Consider the following 18,580-nt stretch of genomic DNA (forward strand, 5'->3'; position numbering starts at 1 on the left):
AGCGCTACTTTACGAGAATAGTCCTCAGGCAAAACAATGAGGGCAGCATGATGGGATACGATGAAAATCGCGCAGGCAAACCGTTTACCGGCACACCTTACACACTGGTGCGTTATCTGTGGCGCAGCTTCAGACGCTGGCAGTGCCGGCGTGAAACCCGCCTTATTCTGTCGAAACTCAGCGACAGCCAGCTAAAAGATATCGGCCTCAGTCGCAATGAATGGAACAAGCTGAACTGAAGACAAAAAAAAACCCTGCCGAAGCAGGGTTTTTTATTACGCCAATGACGATTACTCGTCGTTGTTACCGCCGAGACCGGCGTTAAGCAATTCGGCCAGGCTGGCTGAGGCTTCATCCGCAGTAACCTGCGGTGCTACCGGCACTTCGCCTGCCGCTTTGCGGCGCATACGATCCTGATGGTAAGCGTAACCGGTACCGGCCGGGATCAGACGACCCACGATTACGTTCTCTTTCAGACCGCGCAGTTCGTCGCGCTTGCCTGCTACAGCAGCTTCGGTCAGGACACGAGTAGTCTCCTGGAACGATGCGGCAGAGATGAACGATTCGGTTGCCAGTGACGCTTTGGTGATACCCAGCAGGTCACGCATGAAGGTGGCACCAACTTTTCCGTTCGCTTCCAGATCGCGGTTAGCAATCTTGATGCGAGAGAATTCAGCCTGTTCACCTTCGAGGAAGTCTGCACTTCCTGCGCTCATGATGGTTGCTTTACGCAGCATCTGACGAACGATGACTTCGATGTGCTTATCGTTAATCTTAACGCCTTGCAGACGGTAAACTTCCTGCACTTCGTTAGTGATGTAACGGGTCACCGCATGCACGCCACGCAAGCGCAGGATGTCATGTGGAGACTCTGGGCCATCGGAAACCACGTCACCACGCTCAACACGTTCACCTTCGAACACGTTCAGCTGACGCCATTTCGGAATCATCTCTTCGTACGGCTCGCTGCCATCCAGCGGAGTAATCACCAGACGACGCTTACCTTTGGTCTCTTTACCGAACGAGATAATACCGCTGATCTCGGCCAGAATAGCCGGCTCTTTCGGACGACGCGCTTCGAACAGGTCAGCAACGCGTGGCAGACCACCGGTAATATCTTTGGTACCGCCAGATTCCTGCGGTACACGCGACAGCGTGTCACCGGCGCTGATTTTAACGCCATCTTCCAGCTGAACAATCGCTTTACCTGGCAGGAAGTACTGAGCCGGCATATCGGTGCCCGGAATCAGAACGTCGTTGCCGTTGGCATCAACAATTTTCAGTGCTGGACGCAGATCTTTACCACCCGCAGTACGCTCGGCGCTGTCCAGAACTACCAGCGAGGAGAGACCGGTTAAGTCATCTGTCTGGCGGGTAATGGTCTGGCCATCAATCATGTCGGTGAAGCGAATGAAACCGCCCACTTCGGTGATAACCGGCATGGTGTGCGGATCCCAGTTTGCGACGGTTTCGCCCGCTGCAACCTGCTCACCATCACCTTTCGCCATGGTGGCACCGTAAGGAACTTTATAGCTCTCTTTGGTACGACCAAATTCGTCGATCATTTTCAGTTCAACGTTACGCGAGGTGATCACCAGCTTGCCAGCCGAGTTGGTTACCGACTTAGCATTGGTCAGCTTGATGGTACCTTTGTTCTTCACCTGAATGCTGGATTCAGCAGCCGCACGTGATGCCGCACCACCGATGTGGAACGTACGCATCGTCAGCTGTGTACCCGGCTCACCGATGGACTGTGCCGCGATAACACCGATCGCTTCACCTTTGTTGATGATGTGACCACGTGCCAGGTCGCGACCGTAGCAGTGTGCACACACACCAAAGTCGGTTTCACAACCTACTACCGAACGGACTTTCAGGCTGTCTACTGAGTTCAGTTCCAGCACGTCACACCAGTGCTCATCGAGCAGGGTGTTACGTGGAACCAGAATGTCAGCGGTGCCTGGCTTCAGCACGTCTTCTGCCGTCACACGACCCAGTACACGTTCACGCAGTGGTTCTTTAACGTCGCCACCTTCGATGACCGGAGTCATCATGATGCCTTCGTGCGTACCACAATCGTCTTCGGTAACCACCAGATCCTGTGCAACGTCAACCAGACGACGCGTCAGATAACCGGAGTTCGCCGTTTTCAGTGCGGTATCCGCCAGACCTTTACGCGCACCGTGGGTTGAGATGAAGTACTGAAGTACGTTCAACCCTTCACGGAAGTTCGCCGTGATTGGTGTTTCGATGATGGAGCCATCTGGCTTCGCCATCAGACCACGCATACCGGCCAGCTGACGAATCTGTGCAGCAGAACCACGCGCACCGGAGTCGGCCATCATAAAGATGCTGTTAAAGGAAACCTGTTTCTCTTCTTCGCCATGACGGTTGATCACGGTTTCGGTTGAGAGGTTTTCCATCATCGCCTTGGCAACACGTTCGTTCGCTGCTGCCCAGATATCGATGACTTTGTTATAACGTTCGCCGGCGGTAACCAGACCAGACTGGAACTGTTCCTGAATCTCAGCCACTTCGGCTTCAGCTTCAGAGATGATTTCCACTTTCTTGGCCGGGATAACCATGTCGTCGATACCGACTGACGCACCTGAACGGGCTGCGTAAGCAAAACCGGTGTACATGGTCTGGTCAGCAAAGATAACGGTCGGCTTCAGGCCCAAAATGCGGTAACAGGTGTTCAGCATTTTGGAGATGGCTTTTTTACCCAGCGCCTGGTTAACGATTGAGTACGGCAGACCTTGCGGTACGATCATCCACAGAATCGCACGACCAATGGTGGTGTCGATAATGCTGGTTTTCGGAACGAATTCGTCCTGCTCGTTTTTGCTGTATTCAGTGATACGAACTTTAACGCGGGCATGCAGCTCAGCCAGGCCAGCGCGGTAAACACGCTCAGCTTCTTTCGGGCCAGTCAGCACCATGCCTTCGCCTTTGGCGTTCACTTTGTCGCGGGTCATATAGTACAGACCCAGAACAACGTCCTGTGAAGGAACGATGATTGGCTCGCCGTTCGCTGGAGACAGAATGTTGTTGGTCGACATCATCAGCGCACGCGCTTCCAGCTGGGCTTCCAGCGTCAGCGGTACGTGAACAGCCATCTGGTCACCATCGAAGTCGGCGTTATAAGCCGCACAAACCAGCGGGTGCAGCTGGATCGCTTTACCTTCGATCAGAACCGGTTCAAACGCCTGAATACCCAGACGGTGCAGCGTAGGCGCACGGTTCAGCAGAACCGGGTGCTCACGGATTACTTCGTCGAGGATATCCCAGACAACCGCTTCTTCGCGCTCAACCATTTTCTTCGCGGCTTTGATGGTGGTGGCGAGGCCACGCAGTTCCAGCTTGCCGTAAATGAACGGTTTGAACAGTTCGAGTGCCATTTTCTTCGGCAGACCGCACTGATGCAGGCGCAGGTATGGACCTACGGTGATAACCGAACGACCTGAATAGTCGACACGTTTACCCAGCAGGTTCTGACGGAAACGACCCTGCTTACCTTTGATCATGTCAGCCAGAGATTTCAGCGGACGCTTGTTGGAACCGGTGATCGCACGACCGCGACGACCGTTGTCCAGCAGGGCATCTACCGCTTCCTGCAGCATACGTTTTTCGTTACGTACGATGATATCTGGCGCAGCCAGATCCAGCAGGCGCTTCAGACGGTTGTTACGGTTGATCACACGACGATAAAGATCGTTCAGATCCGACGTAGCAAAACGGCCACCGTCCAGCGGTACCAGCGGACGCAGATCCGGCGGCAGTACAGGCAGCACGGTCAGGATCATCCACTCTGGCTTGTTGCCAGACTGAACGAACGCTTCCAGCAGCTTGATACGCTTGGTCAGTTTTTTACGCTTGGTTTCAGAGTTGGTTTCGTTCAGCTCTTCACGCAGCTGCTCGCACTCCTGCTCCAGATCCATGTTTTTCAACAGGGCCTGGATCGCTTCGGCGCCCATTTTGGCGTCGAACTCATCACCGAACTCTTCCAGCGCGTCAAGGTACTGCTCTTCAGTCAGAATCTGGCGCTTCTCGAGGTTGGTCATGCCACCTTCGATTACCACGTAAGATTCAAAGTAGAGCACGCGCTCGATGTCACGCAGGGGCATATCCAGCAGTAAGCCGATACGCGAAGGCAGTGACTTCAGGAACCAGATGTGCGCAGTTGGCGACGCCAGTTCGATGTGGCCCATGCGCTCACGGCGCACTTTAGTCTGGGTCACTTCAACGCCGCACTTCTCACAAATCACACCACGGTGTTTCAGGCGCTTATACTTTCCGCACAGGCACTCGTAGTCTTTTACCGGCCCGAAGATACGGGCACAGAACAGACCATCGCGCTCTGGCTTGAAAGTACGGTAGTTAATGGTTTCCGGCTTTTTCACTTCACCGAAAGACCAGGAACGGATCATGTCTGGCGAAGCCAGCGCAATTTTGATCGCATCAAACTCTTCGGTTTTAGTTTGCGCTTTCAGAAACTTAAGTAAGTCTTTCACGGATTAGCTCCCGTCGGAGTGAGACTCAGGGGCGTCCAACCGAAATTGAACGCCCCATAACCAGTACAATTGCGAGCGCTTAAACCCTGCGCTTTCAGGCGGCGGGGTTGCCCGCCAGCCTGAAGTGGGGGTTACTCGTCTTCCAGCTCGATGTTGATACCCAGCGAGCGAATCTCTTTCAACAGTACGTTGAAGGATTCTGGCATGCCCGGTTCCATCTGATGGTTGCCGTCAACGATGTTTTTATACATCTTGGTACGGCCGTTGACGTCATCAGACTTAACGGTAAGCATTTCCTGCAGGGTATACGCGGCGCCGTATGCTTCCAGCGCCCACACTTCCATCTCACCGAAGCGCTGACCACCGAACTGCGCCTTACCACCCAGCGGCTGCTGAGTAACCAGGCTGTAGGAACCTGTTGAACGCGCATGCATCTTGTCATCAACCAGGTGGTTGAGTTTCAGCATGTACATGTAGCCAACGGTTACCTGACGTTCGAACTGCTCACCGGTACGGCCGTCAAACAGGGTAATCTGACCAGAAGAAGGCAGGCCGCCGAGCTGTAACAGCTCTTTGATTTCGCTCTCTTTCGCGCCGTCAAACACCGGAGTGGCGATTGGCATACCTTTTTTCAGGTTCTCGGCCAGACGCAGGACTTCGTCGTCGGTGAACGTATTCAGGTCAACTTTCTGACGTACGTCGGTACCCAGGTCGTAAGCGCGCTGGATGAACTCGCGCAGTTTCGCGACTTCTTCCTGCTTCTTCAGCATGGCGTTGATTTTCTCGCCGATGCCTTTCGCTGCCATACCCAGGTGGGTTTCGAGGATCTGACCGATGTTCATACGTGACGGTACGCCCAGCGGGTTCAGTACGATGTCAACCGGCGTGCCGTGTTCATCGTAAGGCATATCTTCGATCGGGTTGATCTTGGAGATAACACCTTTGTTACCGTGACGACCCGCCATTTTGTCACCCGGTTGAATCTGACGCTTAACCGCCAGATAAACCTTAACGATTTTCAGCACGCCTGGTGCCAGATCATCGCCCTGGGTGATCTTACGACGCTTACCTTCGAGCTTCTTCTCAAACTCGTGTTTCAGTTCGTCGTACTGCTCTGCCAGCTGCTCCAGCTGGTTTTGCTTGGCTTCGTCAGTCAGACCCAGTTCCAGCCAGCGCTCACGCGGCAGCTTGTCCAGTTTGTCTGCTTCAACGCCACCCGAAATCAGCACGCTCTGGATACGGCTGAACAGGCCCGCTTCCAGAATCTGCAGTTCTTCAGACAGGTCTTTCTTGGCCTGCTTCAGCTGCATCTCTTCGATTTCAAGTGCACGTTTGTCTTTTTCCACGCCATCGCGGGTAAAGACCTGAACGTCAATCACGGTGCCTGACACGCCATTCGGTACGCGCAGTGACGAATCTTTCACGTCAGAGGCTTTTTCGCCGAAAATAGCGCGCAGCAGTTTTTCTTCCGGCGTCAGCTGGGTTTCACCTTTCGGCGTAACCTTGCCCACCAGAATGTCACCACCGGTCACTTCAGCACCGATATAAACGATGCCGGATTCATCCAGTTTAGACAGAGCTGCTTCACCCACGTTCGGGATATCCGCAGTGATCTCTTCTGGCCCCAGCTTAGTGTCACGCGACACACAGGCGAGTTCCTGGATGTGAATAGTGGTGAAGCGATCTTCCTGAACCACACGCTCGGAGACCAGGATGGAGTCTTCGAAGTTGTAGCCGTTCCACGGCATGAACGCTACGCGCATGTTCTGGCCCAGCGCCAGTTCACCGAGGTCGGTGGACGGGCCATCTGCCAGCACGTCGCCGCGCTCAACCGGCTCACCCAGAGAAACACATGGCATCTGGTTGATGCAGGTGTTCTGGTTAGAACGGGTATATTTGGTCAGGTTGTAAATGTCGATACCGGCTTCGCCAGCGTGCATTTCGTCTTCGTTAACTTTGATAACGATACGGGATGCATCAACGTACTGCACGGTACCACCACGTTTCGCTACGGCGGTTACACCGGAGTCAACCGCAACCGCGCGCTCCATACCGGTACCAACCAGCGGCTTATCAGCACGCAGAGTCGGAACGGCCTGACGTTGCATGTTCGCACCCATCAGGGCGCGGTTGGCGTCATCGTGTTCCAGGAATGGGATCAGTGATGCACCGACAGAAACCACCTGTTGGGTGGAGACGTCCATGTAGTCAACCTGATCGCGACTGAACAGGCTCGACTCGCCTTTGCTACGGCAGGTGACCAGATCATCAACAAACGCGCCGTTATCATCCAGAGAGGCGTTAGCCTGAGCGATAACGTAGTTACCCTCTTCGATAGCGGAGAGGTAGTGAATCTCATCAGACACTAAACCGTCGATAACGCGACGATAAGGTGTTTCAAGGAAACCGTACTCGTTGGTCTGCGCATAGACAGACAAGGAGTTGATCAGGCCGATGTTCGGACCTTCAGGGGTTTCGATTGGGCAGACACGACCGTAGTGCGTTGGGTGTACGTCACGCACTTCGAAGCCGGCACGCTCACGGGTCAGACCGCCTGGGCCGAGAGCAGAGATACGACGTTTGTGCGTAATCTCTGACAGCGGGTTGTTCTGATCCATAAACTGAGACAGCTGGCTTGAACCAAAGAACTCTTTCACCGCCGCCGAAATTGGCTTGGCGTTGATCATGTCCTGTGGCATCAGGGTATCGAGGTCGCCCAGTGACAGGCGCTCTTTAACCGCACGCTCAACACGCACCAGACCGACACGGAACTGGTTCTCAGCCATCTCACCCACTGAACGAATACGACGGTTACCGAGGTGGTCGATATCGTCCACTTCGCCTTTACCGTTACGGATGTCGATCAGCTTCTTCATCACTTCGATGATGTCTTCTTTGCTCAGGATGCCTGAACCTTCGATTTCATCACGCAGCAATGAACGGTTGAACTTCATGCGGCCAACCGCAGAGAGATCGTAACGATCTTCAGAGAAGAACAGGTTCTCAAACAGGTTCTCTGCAGCTTCACGCGTTGGCGGCTCACCAGGACGCATCATGCGGTAGATCTCAACCAGTGCGCTCAGGCGATCGCTGGTTGGGTCGACACGCAGGGTCTCGGAGATATAAGGACCGTGGTCCAGATCGTTGGTGAACAGCGTCTCGATGCGCTTATGACCTGCCTGGCTCAGCTTAGCCAGCAGATCCAGCGACAGCTCCATGTTGGCAGCAATGATCAGCTCACCGGTGCTCTCATCGATATAATCTTTAGAGACCACTTTGCCCGCGATATATTCAACCGGGACTTCGATGTGCTGAATGCCATCTTTTTCCAGCTGACGGATATGGCGCGCAGTAATACGGCGTGCTTTTTCGACGTAGACGGTGCCGTTAGCTTCGATATCGAAGGTCGCGGTTTCACCGCGCAGGCGCTCAGGCACCAGTTCCATCTGCAGCTTGTTGTCACGGATTTCAAACACCACTTTCTCGAAGAAGATATCGAGGATTTCAGCGGTGGTGTAATGCAGTGCGCGCAGAATGATACTGGCCGGCAGCTTACGACGACGGTCAATACGGACGAACAGGTTATCTTTCGGGTCAAACTCAAAGTCGAGCCATGAACCACGGTAAGGGATGATACGTGCGTTATACAGCACTTTACCCGAAGAGTGGGTTTTACCCTTATCGCTGTCAAAGAACACGCCAGGACTACGGTGCAGCTGAGAAACGATAACGCGCTCGGTACCATTGATAACAAAGGTACCGTTGTCGGTCATGAGCGGAATTTCGCCCATGTAGACTTCTTGCTCTTTAATGTCTTTTACGGTGCCTTCTGGCGCTTCGCGCTCATAGATCACCAGACGCAGTTTCACGCGCAGCGGTGCCGAATAGGTCACGCCACGGATCTGACACTCTTTCACGTCAAAGACAGGTTCACCTAAGCGATAGCTCACATACTGCAACTCAGAGTTGCCGCTGTAGCTCGCGATAGGGAAGACGGAACGGAATGCAGCTTCCAGTCCGTACTGACCTTCTGGATCTTGCTCGATAAACTTCTGGAACGAGTCAAGCTGGATGGAAAGGAGATAAGGTATGTCCAGAACTTGTGGACGTTTACCAAAATCCTTACGAATACGTTTTTTCTCGGTATAGGAGTAAACCATAGGGTTCCTCAGCTAGCTGACAAGTCGACCCACGCTGTCCGTCCTGACAGGACAGTTCATGCAACACGATTTTGTTTGATTCACTGGCTGCGCGGCAGCAGTGCAATACCTCTTTCTATCACGCTTAAATCATTTCATCGCTGTTGCGAGGGCAGGGAACCCGCACAGGAAAGCGGTATATTAAGTCGTCGATAGAGAAAGATATTGAAGAGCAACAATGGACAAACAGTGTGAAACCCCATTGAGGCCCTGGAGCGCAAAAAGGCTGGTGACCAAAAAGTCACCAGCCATCAGCCTGAAACTACTCAGACTGCAACCCGAAGGTTGTCTTACTTAACTTCAACTTCAGCGCCAGCTTCTTTCAGAGCAGCTTCAAGTGCAGCTGCGTCATCTTTGCTGATGCCTTCTTTGATTACGCCAGTTGCTTCAACCAGATCTTTGGCTTCTTTCAGGCCCAGACCAGTTGCAGTACGTACGGCTTTGATTACTGCTACTTTGTTCGCGCCAACAGCTTTCAGGATAACGTCGAATTCAGTTTTTTCTTCAACAGCTTCAGCTGGGCCAGCAGCAACAGCTACAGCGGCAGCAGCAGAAACGCCGAATTTTTCTTCCATAGCAGAAACCAGCTCAACTACTTCCATTACGGACATAGCTGCAACAGCTTCCAGAATTTGGTCTTTAGTGATAGACATGACAATTGTTCCTAAGAATCAGAAAAAGTTTATACGTTAGCAAGTACGAAGAAAAAGAATCTGGCCTTAAGCCGCTTCTTTTGCATCGCGTACAGCAGCCAGAGTGCGGACCAGTTTGCCAGCAGCGGCTTCTTTCATGGTCGACATCAGACGTGCCAGTGCTTCTTCGTAGGTCGGCAGAGTTGCCAGACGGTCAATATTAGCCGCCGTGATCAGCTCACCTTCAAAGGCTGCAGCTTTGACCTCAAATTTTGCATTCGCTTTCGCGAAATCTTTGAACAGACGAGCAGCAGCGCCCGGGTGTTCCATAGAATATGCAATCAGGGTCGGACCAACAAACGTGTCTTTCAGGCACTCAAACTGAGTACCTTCAACGACGCGGCGCAGCAGGGTGTTACGAACAACACGCATGTAAACGCCAGCTTCACGACCTGCTTTACGCAGTTCGGTCATTTTATCAACGGTAACGCCACGGGAATCCGCAACAACCGCTGAAAGCGCGCCTTTGGCTACTTCGCTGACTTCAGCAACAATCGCTTGTTTGTCTTGAAGATTTAATGCCATTAGCTTTTGCTCCTGGATTTGACCGGGGAAGGATTTCCCCGGAACTCACTTCACTTACTCACCCGAAGGGAAATAAGCGCTCGAACACGGTGAGCAGAATCCAGCTAAGAAAAAATTCTTTTGGTTCTGTCACCGTCTACGCAGGGAATTAAGCGGAATATCCGAAGATAAGCTGCTCCTGCGGTCTTGGACGGAGGCCAGGATAAGGCCTGGCTCCAACCTAAATTCTGTTTGATGCAGCAGGGTTCAAAGCGGGAAGGCGATAAACGCAGCGACCGGTTCTGACTCTCTGGTATCGGTTCTGCTATTAACAGAACAACGGGCGTAAGATTCTAGGTGAATTTTTCGCCCGTTTCAAGCAGCAATTAGTTTGCTGTTGCGTTCAGACCAGCCTGGTCAACGGCAACGCCGGCGCCCATGGTGGTTGAAAGGCTAACTTTCTTGATGTACACGCCTTTCGCCTGAGATGGTTTAGCTTTTTTCAGCGCAACCAGCAGAGACTCCAGGTTTTCTTTCAGTTTGTCAGCGTCGAAGTCCACTTTACCGATGGTAGTGTGGATGATGCCGTTTTTGTCGTTACGATAACGAACCTGACCCGCTTTAGCATTCTTAACTGCTTCAGCAACGTTAGGGGTTACAGTACCGACTTTCGGGTTTGGCATCAGGCCACGTGGACCCAGAACCTGGCCCAGTTGGCCAACAACGCGCATTGCATCCGGAGAAGCAATAACAACGTCAAAGTTCATTTCGCCTTTCTTGATCTGATCGGCCAGGTCTTCCATACCTACCAGCTCAGCGCCTGCTGCTTTAGCAGCTTCAGCGTTGGCGCCCTGGGCGAAGACAGCAACACGTACTGAACGACCAGTACCGTGTGGCAGAACGGTCGCGCCGCGCACGTTCTGATCAGATTTACGAGCATCGATGCCGAGGTTTACAGCAACGTCAACGCTTTCTACGAACTTAGCGGTAGCCAGTTCTTTCAGCAGAGCGATCGCTTCAGCAATGTCGTACTGCTTGGTCGCGTCAACTTTGTCGCGAATTACGGTCATGCGCTTGGTCAGCTTAGCCATTTCTTAGTCCTCTACTACCAGGCCCATGGAACGAGCAGTACCTTCGATGGAGCGAGTCATCGCTTCAACGTCAGAACCAGTCATGTCCGCAGCTTTAGTTTCTGCGATTTCACGTACCTGAGCACGAGTCACTTTACCGACTTTATCTTTGTTCGGCTTACCAGAACCAGACTTGATGCCCGCTGCTTTTTTCAGCAGTACGGCAGCCGGAGGCGTTTTGGTAATGAAGGTAAAAGAACGGTCGCTGTATACAGTGATAACAACAGGAGTCGGCAGACCTTTTTCCAGAGATTCGGTCTTCGCGTTGAACGCTTTACAGAATTCCATGATGTTAACACCCTGCTGACCCAGTGCTGGACCAACCGGTGGACTTGGGTTCGCCATACCAGCTGCAACCTGCAGCTTGACGTAGGCTTGGACTTTCTTAGCCATGATATTTCCTCAATTGGGTTATAGCGCCTGAAAAGGCTCCCCGTGATAACGATTCACACGCTGTTGCCAGCGCATAAAAACAAAAGGCGCGAAATTGTAGTTAAATTTCGCGCCTGCTGCAACAGCTAAATTGTGAGCGGAAAGAGGTTAACCTTTCTCCACCTGACCGAAGTCGAGTTCAACCGGTGTTGCACGTCCAAAGATGGAAACGGAGACAGTCAGACGACTCTTCTCGTAATCCACATCTTCAACGACGCCATTAAAGTCAGCAAACGGACCGTCATTAACGCGAACCATTTCACCTGGCTCGAACAGCGTTTTCGGCCGTGGCTTATCGCCAACCTGCTGCAGACGGTTCATGATCGCGTCGACTTCTTTGTCACTGATAGGCGCTGGACGGTCAGAGGTGCCGCCGATGAAACCCATCACGCGCGGAACGCTGCGGACCAGGTGCCAGCTTGCGTCATTCATGACCATCTGGACCAGGACATAACCCGGGAAAAACTTGCGCTCGCTCTTACGACGCTGGCCGCCACGAATCTCAACGACTTCTTCAGTCGGAACCATGACGTCGCCAAACAGCTCTTCCATGTTGTGCAATTTGATGTGCTCGCGCAGCGACTGTGCTACGCGGCCTTCAAAACCGGAAAACGCCTGTACGACGTACCAGCGTTTCTTTGGAGCTTCAGACATCTCAGAACCTCAGGCCAGTGATAAACGATACCAGACGGACCAGAATACCATCCAGCCCCCACAAAATCAGTGACATCACGGCGGTAACCGCGGCAACGATTAACGTGGTGTGCAGCGTTTCCTGGCGGGTTGGCCAGATAACCTTACGCATTTCGGTTCTTGCTTCACGAGCAAAAGCCACGGTCGCTTTGCCTTTGGTCGTTAAAAGCGCAATGCCGCCGGCCGCTGCAATCAGCACAACTACAGCTAACGCGCGCAGAGGCAGTGTCACATCACGATAGAGGTAGTTACCTACGATCGCTGCGAGCAGTAGTAACACCACTACTACCCACTTTACCGCTTCCAGGCCGCGCCCGCTCCCTTGAGCTTCGGTATTCGCACTCATAAACCAACCTGCCACAATAATTCAGAAACTATTCTGCCCCGCAGTGCGAGGCATCCAAACCGAATGAGCTTTTGGGGCGTAACTCGGTATCCTACGCCGCATAACAGAGCCTGTCTCAGCAATGATTATGATCGAAAATCACTGATGAGCCAGGTTCTATGAAGCAGCGTGCAAAAAGGGCATCAAATGATGCCCTTTTCGTGTGCATTGCGTCAAACGTTATCGATAATTAAGCGATAACTTTAGCAACAACACCCGCACCAACGGTACGGCCGCCTTCGCGGATTGCGAAGCGCAGACCTTCGTCCATCGCGATTGGGTGAATCAGGGTAACAACCATTTTGATGTTGTCGCCTGGCATTACCATCTCAACGCCTTCTGGCAGCTCAACTGAGCCCGTTACGTCAGTAGTACGGAAGTAGAACTGAGGACGGTAGCCTTTGAAGAATGGAGTATGGCGGCCGCCTTCGTCTTTAGACAGAACGTAAACTTCTGACTCGAACTGGGTGTGTGGCTTGATGGTGCCTGGCTTAGCCAGAACCTGACCACGCTGGATGTCTTCACGCTTGATACCGCGCAGCAGAACACCACAGTTTTCGCCTGCCTGACCCTGGTCCAGCAGCTTACGGAACATCTCAACACCGGTACAGGTTGATTTCGCAGTATCTTTGATACCCACGATTTCAACTTCGTCGCCGACTTTAACGATGCCGCGCTCAACACGACCGGTAACAACAGTACCACGGCCAGAGATTGAGAATACGTCTTCGATTGGCAGCAGGAACGGCATGTCGATCGCACGGACTGGATCCGGGATGTAGTTATCCAGGTGTTCAGCCAGTTCAACAATCTTCGCTTCCCACTCTGGCTCGCCTTCCAGCGCTTTCAGCGCAGAACCACGAACGATTGGGGTGTCGTCGCCTGGGAAATCGTACTGTGACAGCAGGTCACGCACTTCCATCTCAACCAGTTCCAGCAGCTCTTCATCATCAACCATGTCGCACTTGTTCAGGAACACGATGATGTAAGGAACGCCAACCTGACGACCCAGCAGGATGTGCTCACGGGTCTGTGGCATTGGGCCATCAGTCGCAGCAACAACCAGGATCGCGCCGTCCATCTGCGCAGCACCGGTGATCATGTTTTTCACATAGTCGGCGTGGCCTGGGCAGTCAACGTGAGCGTAGTGACGAGAAGCCGTCTCATACTCAACGTGTGCGGTGTTGATGGTGATACCACGCGCTTTTTCTTCAGGCGTGCTGTCGATCTGATCGAATGCACGCGCCTGGCCGCCGTTAGTTTTTGCCAGAACGGTGGTGATAGCTGCAGTCAGGGTGGTTTTACCGTGGTCAACGTGACCGATGGTGCCCACGTTTACGTGCAGTTTGTTACGTTGAAATTGCTCTTTAGCCATCGCTTGTCCCTCTAAGACACGGATATATCAAAGATATCATCACATTAACCAGGCAATGCCTGACTGCAAGGAAGTTACAGAGAGAAAATCAGGAGGGAGATAAAGGAAGTGGTGCTGATACCCAGAGTCGAACTGGGGACCTCACCCTTACCAAGGGTGCGCTCTACCAACTGAGCCATATCAGCACATCTGGAGCGGGCAGCGGGAATCGAACCCGCATCATCAGCTTGGAAGGCTGAGGTAATAGCCATTATACGATGCCCGCATCCTGGAACTCGGCTACCTGTTCTTTCTGTAGCTTGTGAGTAACAGAGGATGTTCCCCTATTATTCACAGCCTGTCAGCGAAGCTGACCGACTTTGACTGCGCTAATGCCCAGCCTGAATTCAGGGTGAGAAGAAGTGACTCACCTGACAGATAAACAGGTTGTTTATCTGGTCTCAACCGTGAGATTGAGATGGTGGTGGGAGAAGGATTCGAACCTTCGAAGTCTGTGACGGCAGATTTACAGTCTGCTCCCTTTGGCCGCTCGGGAATCCCACCTACTTGATGGTGCCGGCTACCGGAATCGAACTGGTGACCTACTGATTACAAGTCAGTTGCTCTACCAACTGAGCTAAGCCGGCATCAAGTGACGCGCATTCTAGGAAGGTCGGCTTCAGGATGCAACAAAAAAATCGCTTAAATTGCGCTATCGCTTACTATTTGTGCAAATCATCGCAATTTAGCGTTTTTATGCAGAATTATTGTGCAATTCACTGGCGTTTTACTGGATGGCAGCCAGTCTGCGGACGCCTGTGACTGGCTGATCGCTCCCCTTTTTTGCCGGTCAGCGCGCTGCAGCAATAAATTTATTTTGCGGCCAGGAGATTAAGTGCTGCTTTTTTAGCCTGCCCCTGCCCCTGCCCCTTTACTTATCCGGCGGCTAAATCGGGCGCACCTGTCTGACTGCGGGTCAGTCCCACCCTGCCAACCTGATTGCCTCCTCTACACGCTCATAGGCGGTATGCTGTCCTGTTCTGGCGTATCACCGCCTGATGATTCATCTGCGCCACCTTGCGCTCATGGGCCAGGCTGTTGCGTCAGCGTGGCGACAGACGCGGTTACAGGCCTCATCGGGCGAATCAGCATTGTCACGCTATACTCAGCGTGAGTAGCAATAGCACAGCGCAAAGTTATGACGTAATGCGGGTCAGCCTTTAACAGGATTGCACTATTTTATGGGCTGCCCGACGTAAGTTTGTGGGCCTGCCGACGAAAGCGAGTGCACATTTATCTTTTTACTTCTGTTAAAAGCCTTACTGGTGATACCCTCCAGCCCATTGTTCTCAATGATAAACTCGTGATCCGCGATTCATATTTACCATGTTGTCTTACCCTATCCGGGTGACAATCTCCTGAATGTAACGAATTTGCGGTCAGATGCATGCTTATGGATAAAACGACACCCTTGACGACGCCTTATTTGCAGTTCACTCGTAAACAGTGGGCTGCATTACGCGATTCTGTCCCTATGACGCTGTCAGAAGAGGAGATCGCCCAGCTGGAGGGGATCAATGAAGACCTCTCGCTGGAAGAAGTCGCAGAGATTTATCTGCCGCTTTCACGTCTGCTCAATTTTTATATCAGCTCGAATGTACGTCGTCAGGCGGTGCTGGAGCAGTTCCTCGGGACTAACGGGCAAAAGATCCCCTACATTATCAGCATCGCCGGCAGCGTCGCGGTGGGAAAAAGCACCACTGCACGCGTGTTACAGGCGCTGCTGAGCCGCTGGCCTGAGCATCGTAAAGTTGAGCTGATCACTACGGATGGTTTTCTTCATCCCAATGCCGTGCTGAAAGAACGGGGCCTGATGAAGAAAAAAGGCTTCCCGCAGTCTTATGATATGCACCGGCTGGTGAAGTTTGTCTCCGACCTCAAGTCCGGTGCCAGTCAGGTGACCGCACCGGTTTATTCGCATCTGATTTACGATGTCATCCCGGATGGCGACAAGGTTATTCAGCAACCTGATATTGTGATTCTGGAAGGGCTTAACGTATTACAGAGTGGGATGGATTATCCACACGATCCCCATCATGTCTTCGTTTCCGATTTTGTCGATTTCTCTATTTATGTCGATGCGGCAGAAGATCTGTTGCAGAGATGGTATATCAATCGCTTCCTGAAATTCCGTCAGGGTGCGTTTACCAATCCTGATTCTTATTTCCATCATTATGCCCAGCTCTCTGAAGCGGAAGCGATTGAAATAGCAGGCAACTTGTGGAAAGAGATTAACTGGCTGAATTTGCAGGAAAACATTCTGCCAACGCGCGAAAGAGCCAGCCTGATTATGACTAAGAGTGGTAATCATGCGGTCGACAAGGTCCGACTGCGTAAATAAACGGTTCAATAAAAAAGGCCTGCGTTCGTGCAGGCCTTTTTATATTCAGACTGGCCGAAGTGATATTTCTCCGCCAACCCACGATTTTATTTCGCCATCCTGCTCTAATAACAGCCCGCCCTGGCTATCTACTCCCCGGGCAATGCCATGCACCTCACGTTCGCCAATAAGCAGCTTAACCGGTCGATTAATAAAATTATCGAGTGCTGCCCAGCGCGTAACAAACGGCGCTAGTCCTTCCTGCTCAAACATCGGCAGTGCGTCACGCAGGCTGTTAATCAGGCTGGCGGCCAGTTCATTACGGTTAACCGTTACGCCTGCTTCCTGCAGGTTGATCCAGCCCTGATTGATCTGGGACGCATCCGCTGAACGCATCGCCAGGTTAATCCCGGCCCCCATCACAATATGCGCAGCATCGCCGGTTTTACCGGTAAGTTCGACCAGAATACCTGCCAGTTTGCGATCGTTGAGGTATATATCGTTGGGCCATTTTACCCGTACATCGGTGGCACCTAGCGCGTGCAATGTTTCAGCCATGATAATACCAATCACCAGGCTAAGCCCCATAGCGGCTGCAGGCCCCTGATCCAGACGCCAGTACATCGACATATAGAGATTGGCACCAAACGGTGAGAACCATTGCCGACCACGGCGTCCGCGACCCGCCTGCTGATATTCAGCAATACAGGCAGCACCCGATTGCAGCTCATGCATCCGCTCCAGCAAATACTGATTGGTCGAATCAATAACCGGAATGACTGAAACATTGCCCTGCTTAACCCGTGACAGAATCGCCTGTTCATCCAGCAACTGGATGGGCGCGGACAGGCTGTAGCCTTTCCCGGTTACGGTATAAACGTCGAGGCCCCAGCTTTTTAGCGTCTGAATATGCTTATTGATGGCTGCCCGGCTCATACCGAGGGTTTCACCTAACTGCTCGCCAGAATGAAACTCGCCATCAGACAAAATATCGACCAGTTTCAGCGGGACATTATGGTCCTTCATGCGATCACCTCAACAGCATTGCATTCACCCTGTGCCTGAATGAACCGGACTTCAGGCTCAAGCCAGACATCAAATTTTTCACCCACCCGGGTACGTACGGTTCGGGCCAGCGCCACAATGTCGTCAGGGGTCGCATCATCAGCATTGATCAACACCAGGGCCTGCTGCTGATGCACAGCTGCGCCACCCATACGAAAGCCCTTTAACGCGCATTGGTCAATAAGCCACCCTGCAGCCAGTTTGGTTTCGCCGCTCGCCAGTGGATAATTTGGCATCGACGGAAAGCGAGCCAGCAGCAGGCTGGCCTGCGCCTGGCTGATCACCGGGTTTTTGAAAAAGCTGCCCACATTACCGGTGATTTTGGGGTCGGGTAACTTGCTCTGACGCATCTCACAAACTGCTTGATAAACATCCCAGGCATTTGCGGTGACGGGATTAAGCGTTTTTAGATCGCCGTAGGTCAGGATCGGTCGCCATTGTTTTGGCAGAATCATCCCTACGGCCACAATCACGTAGCCAGACTGGTAGCGGTGTTTAAATATACTGTCGCGGTAGCCGAACTCGCAGGCGTCGCGATCGAGCCGCTCCGTCTGACCGGTGCGCAGATTGAGCACATCGACATATTCGCATACGTCTTTTAATTCAACGCCATAGGCGCCGATATTCTGGATCGGTGCAGAACCGACCATGCCAGGGATTAACGCCAGATTTTCCAGGCCGGTAATGCCCTTTTCCAGCGTACTTTTCACCAATTGATGCCAGTTCTCACCTGCCCCAACGTGCAGTTTCCAGTACTCGAACTCATCCCGGATCCCGATTCCTTTGATACGGTTCAGTACCACCGTGCCGGCGAAATCCTCCAGGAACAGCACGTTGCTGCCCTCACCTAACACCATAAACGGCGTTTGTTGATGCTGGCTTGCTTGCCAGGCAGCCAGGATAGCGGCTGGAGTTTCCGCCACAATGCGTTGTTGGGTATGAATGGCAAGCCCAAGCGTATTGTCGGCTTTTAATGAGGGGTGTTGGCTGGACATTTGACGGCCTTAACTGATTAATCTGGCCGTAGTTTACCGTATCAGACGGGTGTTGCAGGGGGAATTTCAGGTTCTCAGCGAAAATTTCAGCGATCTGCAGACGTAAAAAAGCCCCGCACTTTCGTGCGGGGCTTCTTCACTCGTATGATGCCTGGCAGTTCCCTACTCTCGCATGGGGAGACCCCACACTACCATCGGCGCTACGGCGTTTCACTTCTGAGTTCGGCATGGGGTCAG

At 52.6% G+C, this 18,580-nt stretch carries 13 protein-coding genes, 4 tRNA genes and 1 rRNA gene; 2 read left to right on the forward strand and 16 right to left on the reverse strand.

Annotated elements, in window-relative coordinates:
• Positions 1-50: 50 nt before the first annotated feature.
• The gene (locus tag ABIB18_RS22260) at positions 51-239 is read left to right on the forward strand and encodes a DUF1127 domain-containing protein (RefSeq protein WP_031376917.1); all 189 of its coding nucleotides are present in this window, start codon (positions 51-53) and stop codon (positions 237-239) included.
• Between the two features lie 51 nt (positions 240-290).
• On the opposite strand, the gene rpoC is transcribed toward ABIB18_RS22260, so the two are convergent.
• The 13 genes from rpoC to ABIB18_RS22325 form a co-directional block, all read right to left on the reverse strand.
• A complete protein-coding gene (gene rpoC, locus ABIB18_RS22265) occupies positions 291-4,514 on the reverse strand; it encodes a DNA-directed RNA polymerase subunit beta' (RefSeq protein WP_031376916.1) in 4,224 nt (1,407 codons plus the stop codon).
• A 131-nt stretch (positions 4,515-4,645) separates the two neighbouring features.
• A complete protein-coding gene (rpoB, locus tag ABIB18_RS22270) occupies positions 4,646-8,674 on the reverse strand; it encodes a DNA-directed RNA polymerase subunit beta (protein WP_031376915.1) in 4,029 nt (1,342 codons plus the stop codon).
• A gap of 329 nt (positions 8,675-9,003) precedes the next feature.
• Positions 9,004-9,366 (reverse strand): 50S ribosomal protein L7/L12, encoded by a 363-nt coding sequence (gene rplL / locus ABIB18_RS22275; RefSeq protein WP_006121499.1) that lies wholly within the window; start codon positions 9,364-9,366, stop codon positions 9,004-9,006.
• Between the two features lie 66 nt (positions 9,367-9,432).
• Positions 9,433-9,930 carry a 50S ribosomal protein L10 gene (gene rplJ / locus ABIB18_RS22280; RefSeq protein WP_003848098.1) on the reverse strand — a complete coding sequence of 166 codons (498 nt, stop codon included), beginning with the start codon at positions 9,928-9,930 and terminating at the stop codon, positions 9,433-9,435.
• A 365-nt stretch (positions 9,931-10,295) separates the two neighbouring features.
• A complete protein-coding gene (gene rplA, locus ABIB18_RS22285) occupies positions 10,296-11,000 on the reverse strand; it encodes a 50S ribosomal protein L1 (RefSeq protein WP_031376914.1) in 705 nt (234 codons plus the stop codon).
• Between the two features lie 3 nt (positions 11,001-11,003).
• Entirely contained in the window at positions 11,004-11,432 is a 429-nt protein-coding gene (gene rplK / locus ABIB18_RS22290; RefSeq protein WP_006121495.1) for a 50S ribosomal protein L11, read from the reverse strand.
• Between the two features lie 147 nt (positions 11,433-11,579).
• On the reverse strand, positions 11,580-12,125 hold the full coding sequence (gene nusG / locus ABIB18_RS22295) for a transcription termination/antitermination protein NusG (RefSeq protein WP_003848088.1): 546 nt from the start codon (positions 12,123-12,125) through the stop codon (positions 11,580-11,582).
• 1 nt (position 12,126) lies between these two features.
• The gene (gene secE / locus ABIB18_RS22300) at positions 12,127-12,510 is read right to left on the reverse strand and encodes a preprotein translocase subunit SecE (RefSeq protein ID WP_031376913.1); all 384 of its coding nucleotides are present in this window, start codon (positions 12,508-12,510) and stop codon (positions 12,127-12,129) included.
• A 229-nt stretch (positions 12,511-12,739) separates the two neighbouring features.
• The gene (tuf, locus tag ABIB18_RS22305; RefSeq protein WP_176035909.1) at positions 12,740-13,924 is read right to left on the reverse strand and encodes an elongation factor Tu; all 1,185 of its coding nucleotides are present in this window, start codon (positions 13,922-13,924) and stop codon (positions 12,740-12,742) included.
• Positions 13,925-14,033: 109 nt separating this feature from the next.
• Positions 14,034-14,109, reverse strand: a tRNA-Thr gene (locus ABIB18_RS22310).
• A 5-nt stretch (positions 14,110-14,114) separates the two neighbouring features.
• Positions 14,115-14,189, reverse strand: a tRNA-Gly gene (locus tag ABIB18_RS22315).
• Positions 14,190-14,382: 193 nt separating this feature from the next.
• Positions 14,383-14,467, reverse strand: a tRNA-Tyr gene (locus ABIB18_RS22320).
• A 7-nt stretch (positions 14,468-14,474) separates the two neighbouring features.
• Positions 14,475-14,550, reverse strand: a tRNA-Thr gene (locus tag ABIB18_RS22325).
• Positions 14,551-15,356: 806 nt separating this feature from the next.
• On the opposite strand from ABIB18_RS22325, the gene coaA reads away from it, so the two are divergent.
• Positions 15,357-16,304: a type I pantothenate kinase gene (gene coaA, locus ABIB18_RS22330; protein WP_031377820.1), complete on the forward strand. Its 948-nt coding sequence runs from the start codon at positions 15,357-15,359 to the stop codon at positions 16,302-16,304.
• A 45-nt stretch (positions 16,305-16,349) separates the two neighbouring features.
• On the opposite strand, the gene birA is transcribed toward coaA, so the two are convergent.
• The 3 genes from birA to rrf all read right to left on the reverse strand — a co-directional run.
• Positions 16,350-17,309 (reverse strand): bifunctional biotin--[acetyl-CoA-carboxylase] ligase/biotin operon repressor BirA, encoded by a 960-nt coding sequence (birA, locus tag ABIB18_RS22335; protein WP_089562634.1) that lies wholly within the window; start codon positions 17,307-17,309, stop codon positions 16,350-16,352.
• Positions 17,306-18,343 carry a UDP-N-acetylmuramate dehydrogenase gene (gene murB / locus ABIB18_RS22340; RefSeq protein ID WP_159222931.1) on the reverse strand — a complete coding sequence of 346 codons (1,038 nt, stop codon included), beginning with the start codon at positions 18,341-18,343 and terminating at the stop codon, positions 17,306-17,308. Before murB ends, birA begins: the two co-directional genes overlap by 4 nt.
• A gap of 149 nt (positions 18,344-18,492) precedes the next feature.
• Positions 18,493-18,580, reverse strand: a 5S ribosomal RNA gene (gene rrf / locus ABIB18_RS22345); the annotation flags it as partial.

Source organism: Pantoea sp. UYEF8, assembly GCF_040546285.1.
Lineage (GTDB): Bacteria > Pseudomonadota > Gammaproteobacteria > Enterobacterales > Enterobacteriaceae > Pantoea > Pantoea brenneri.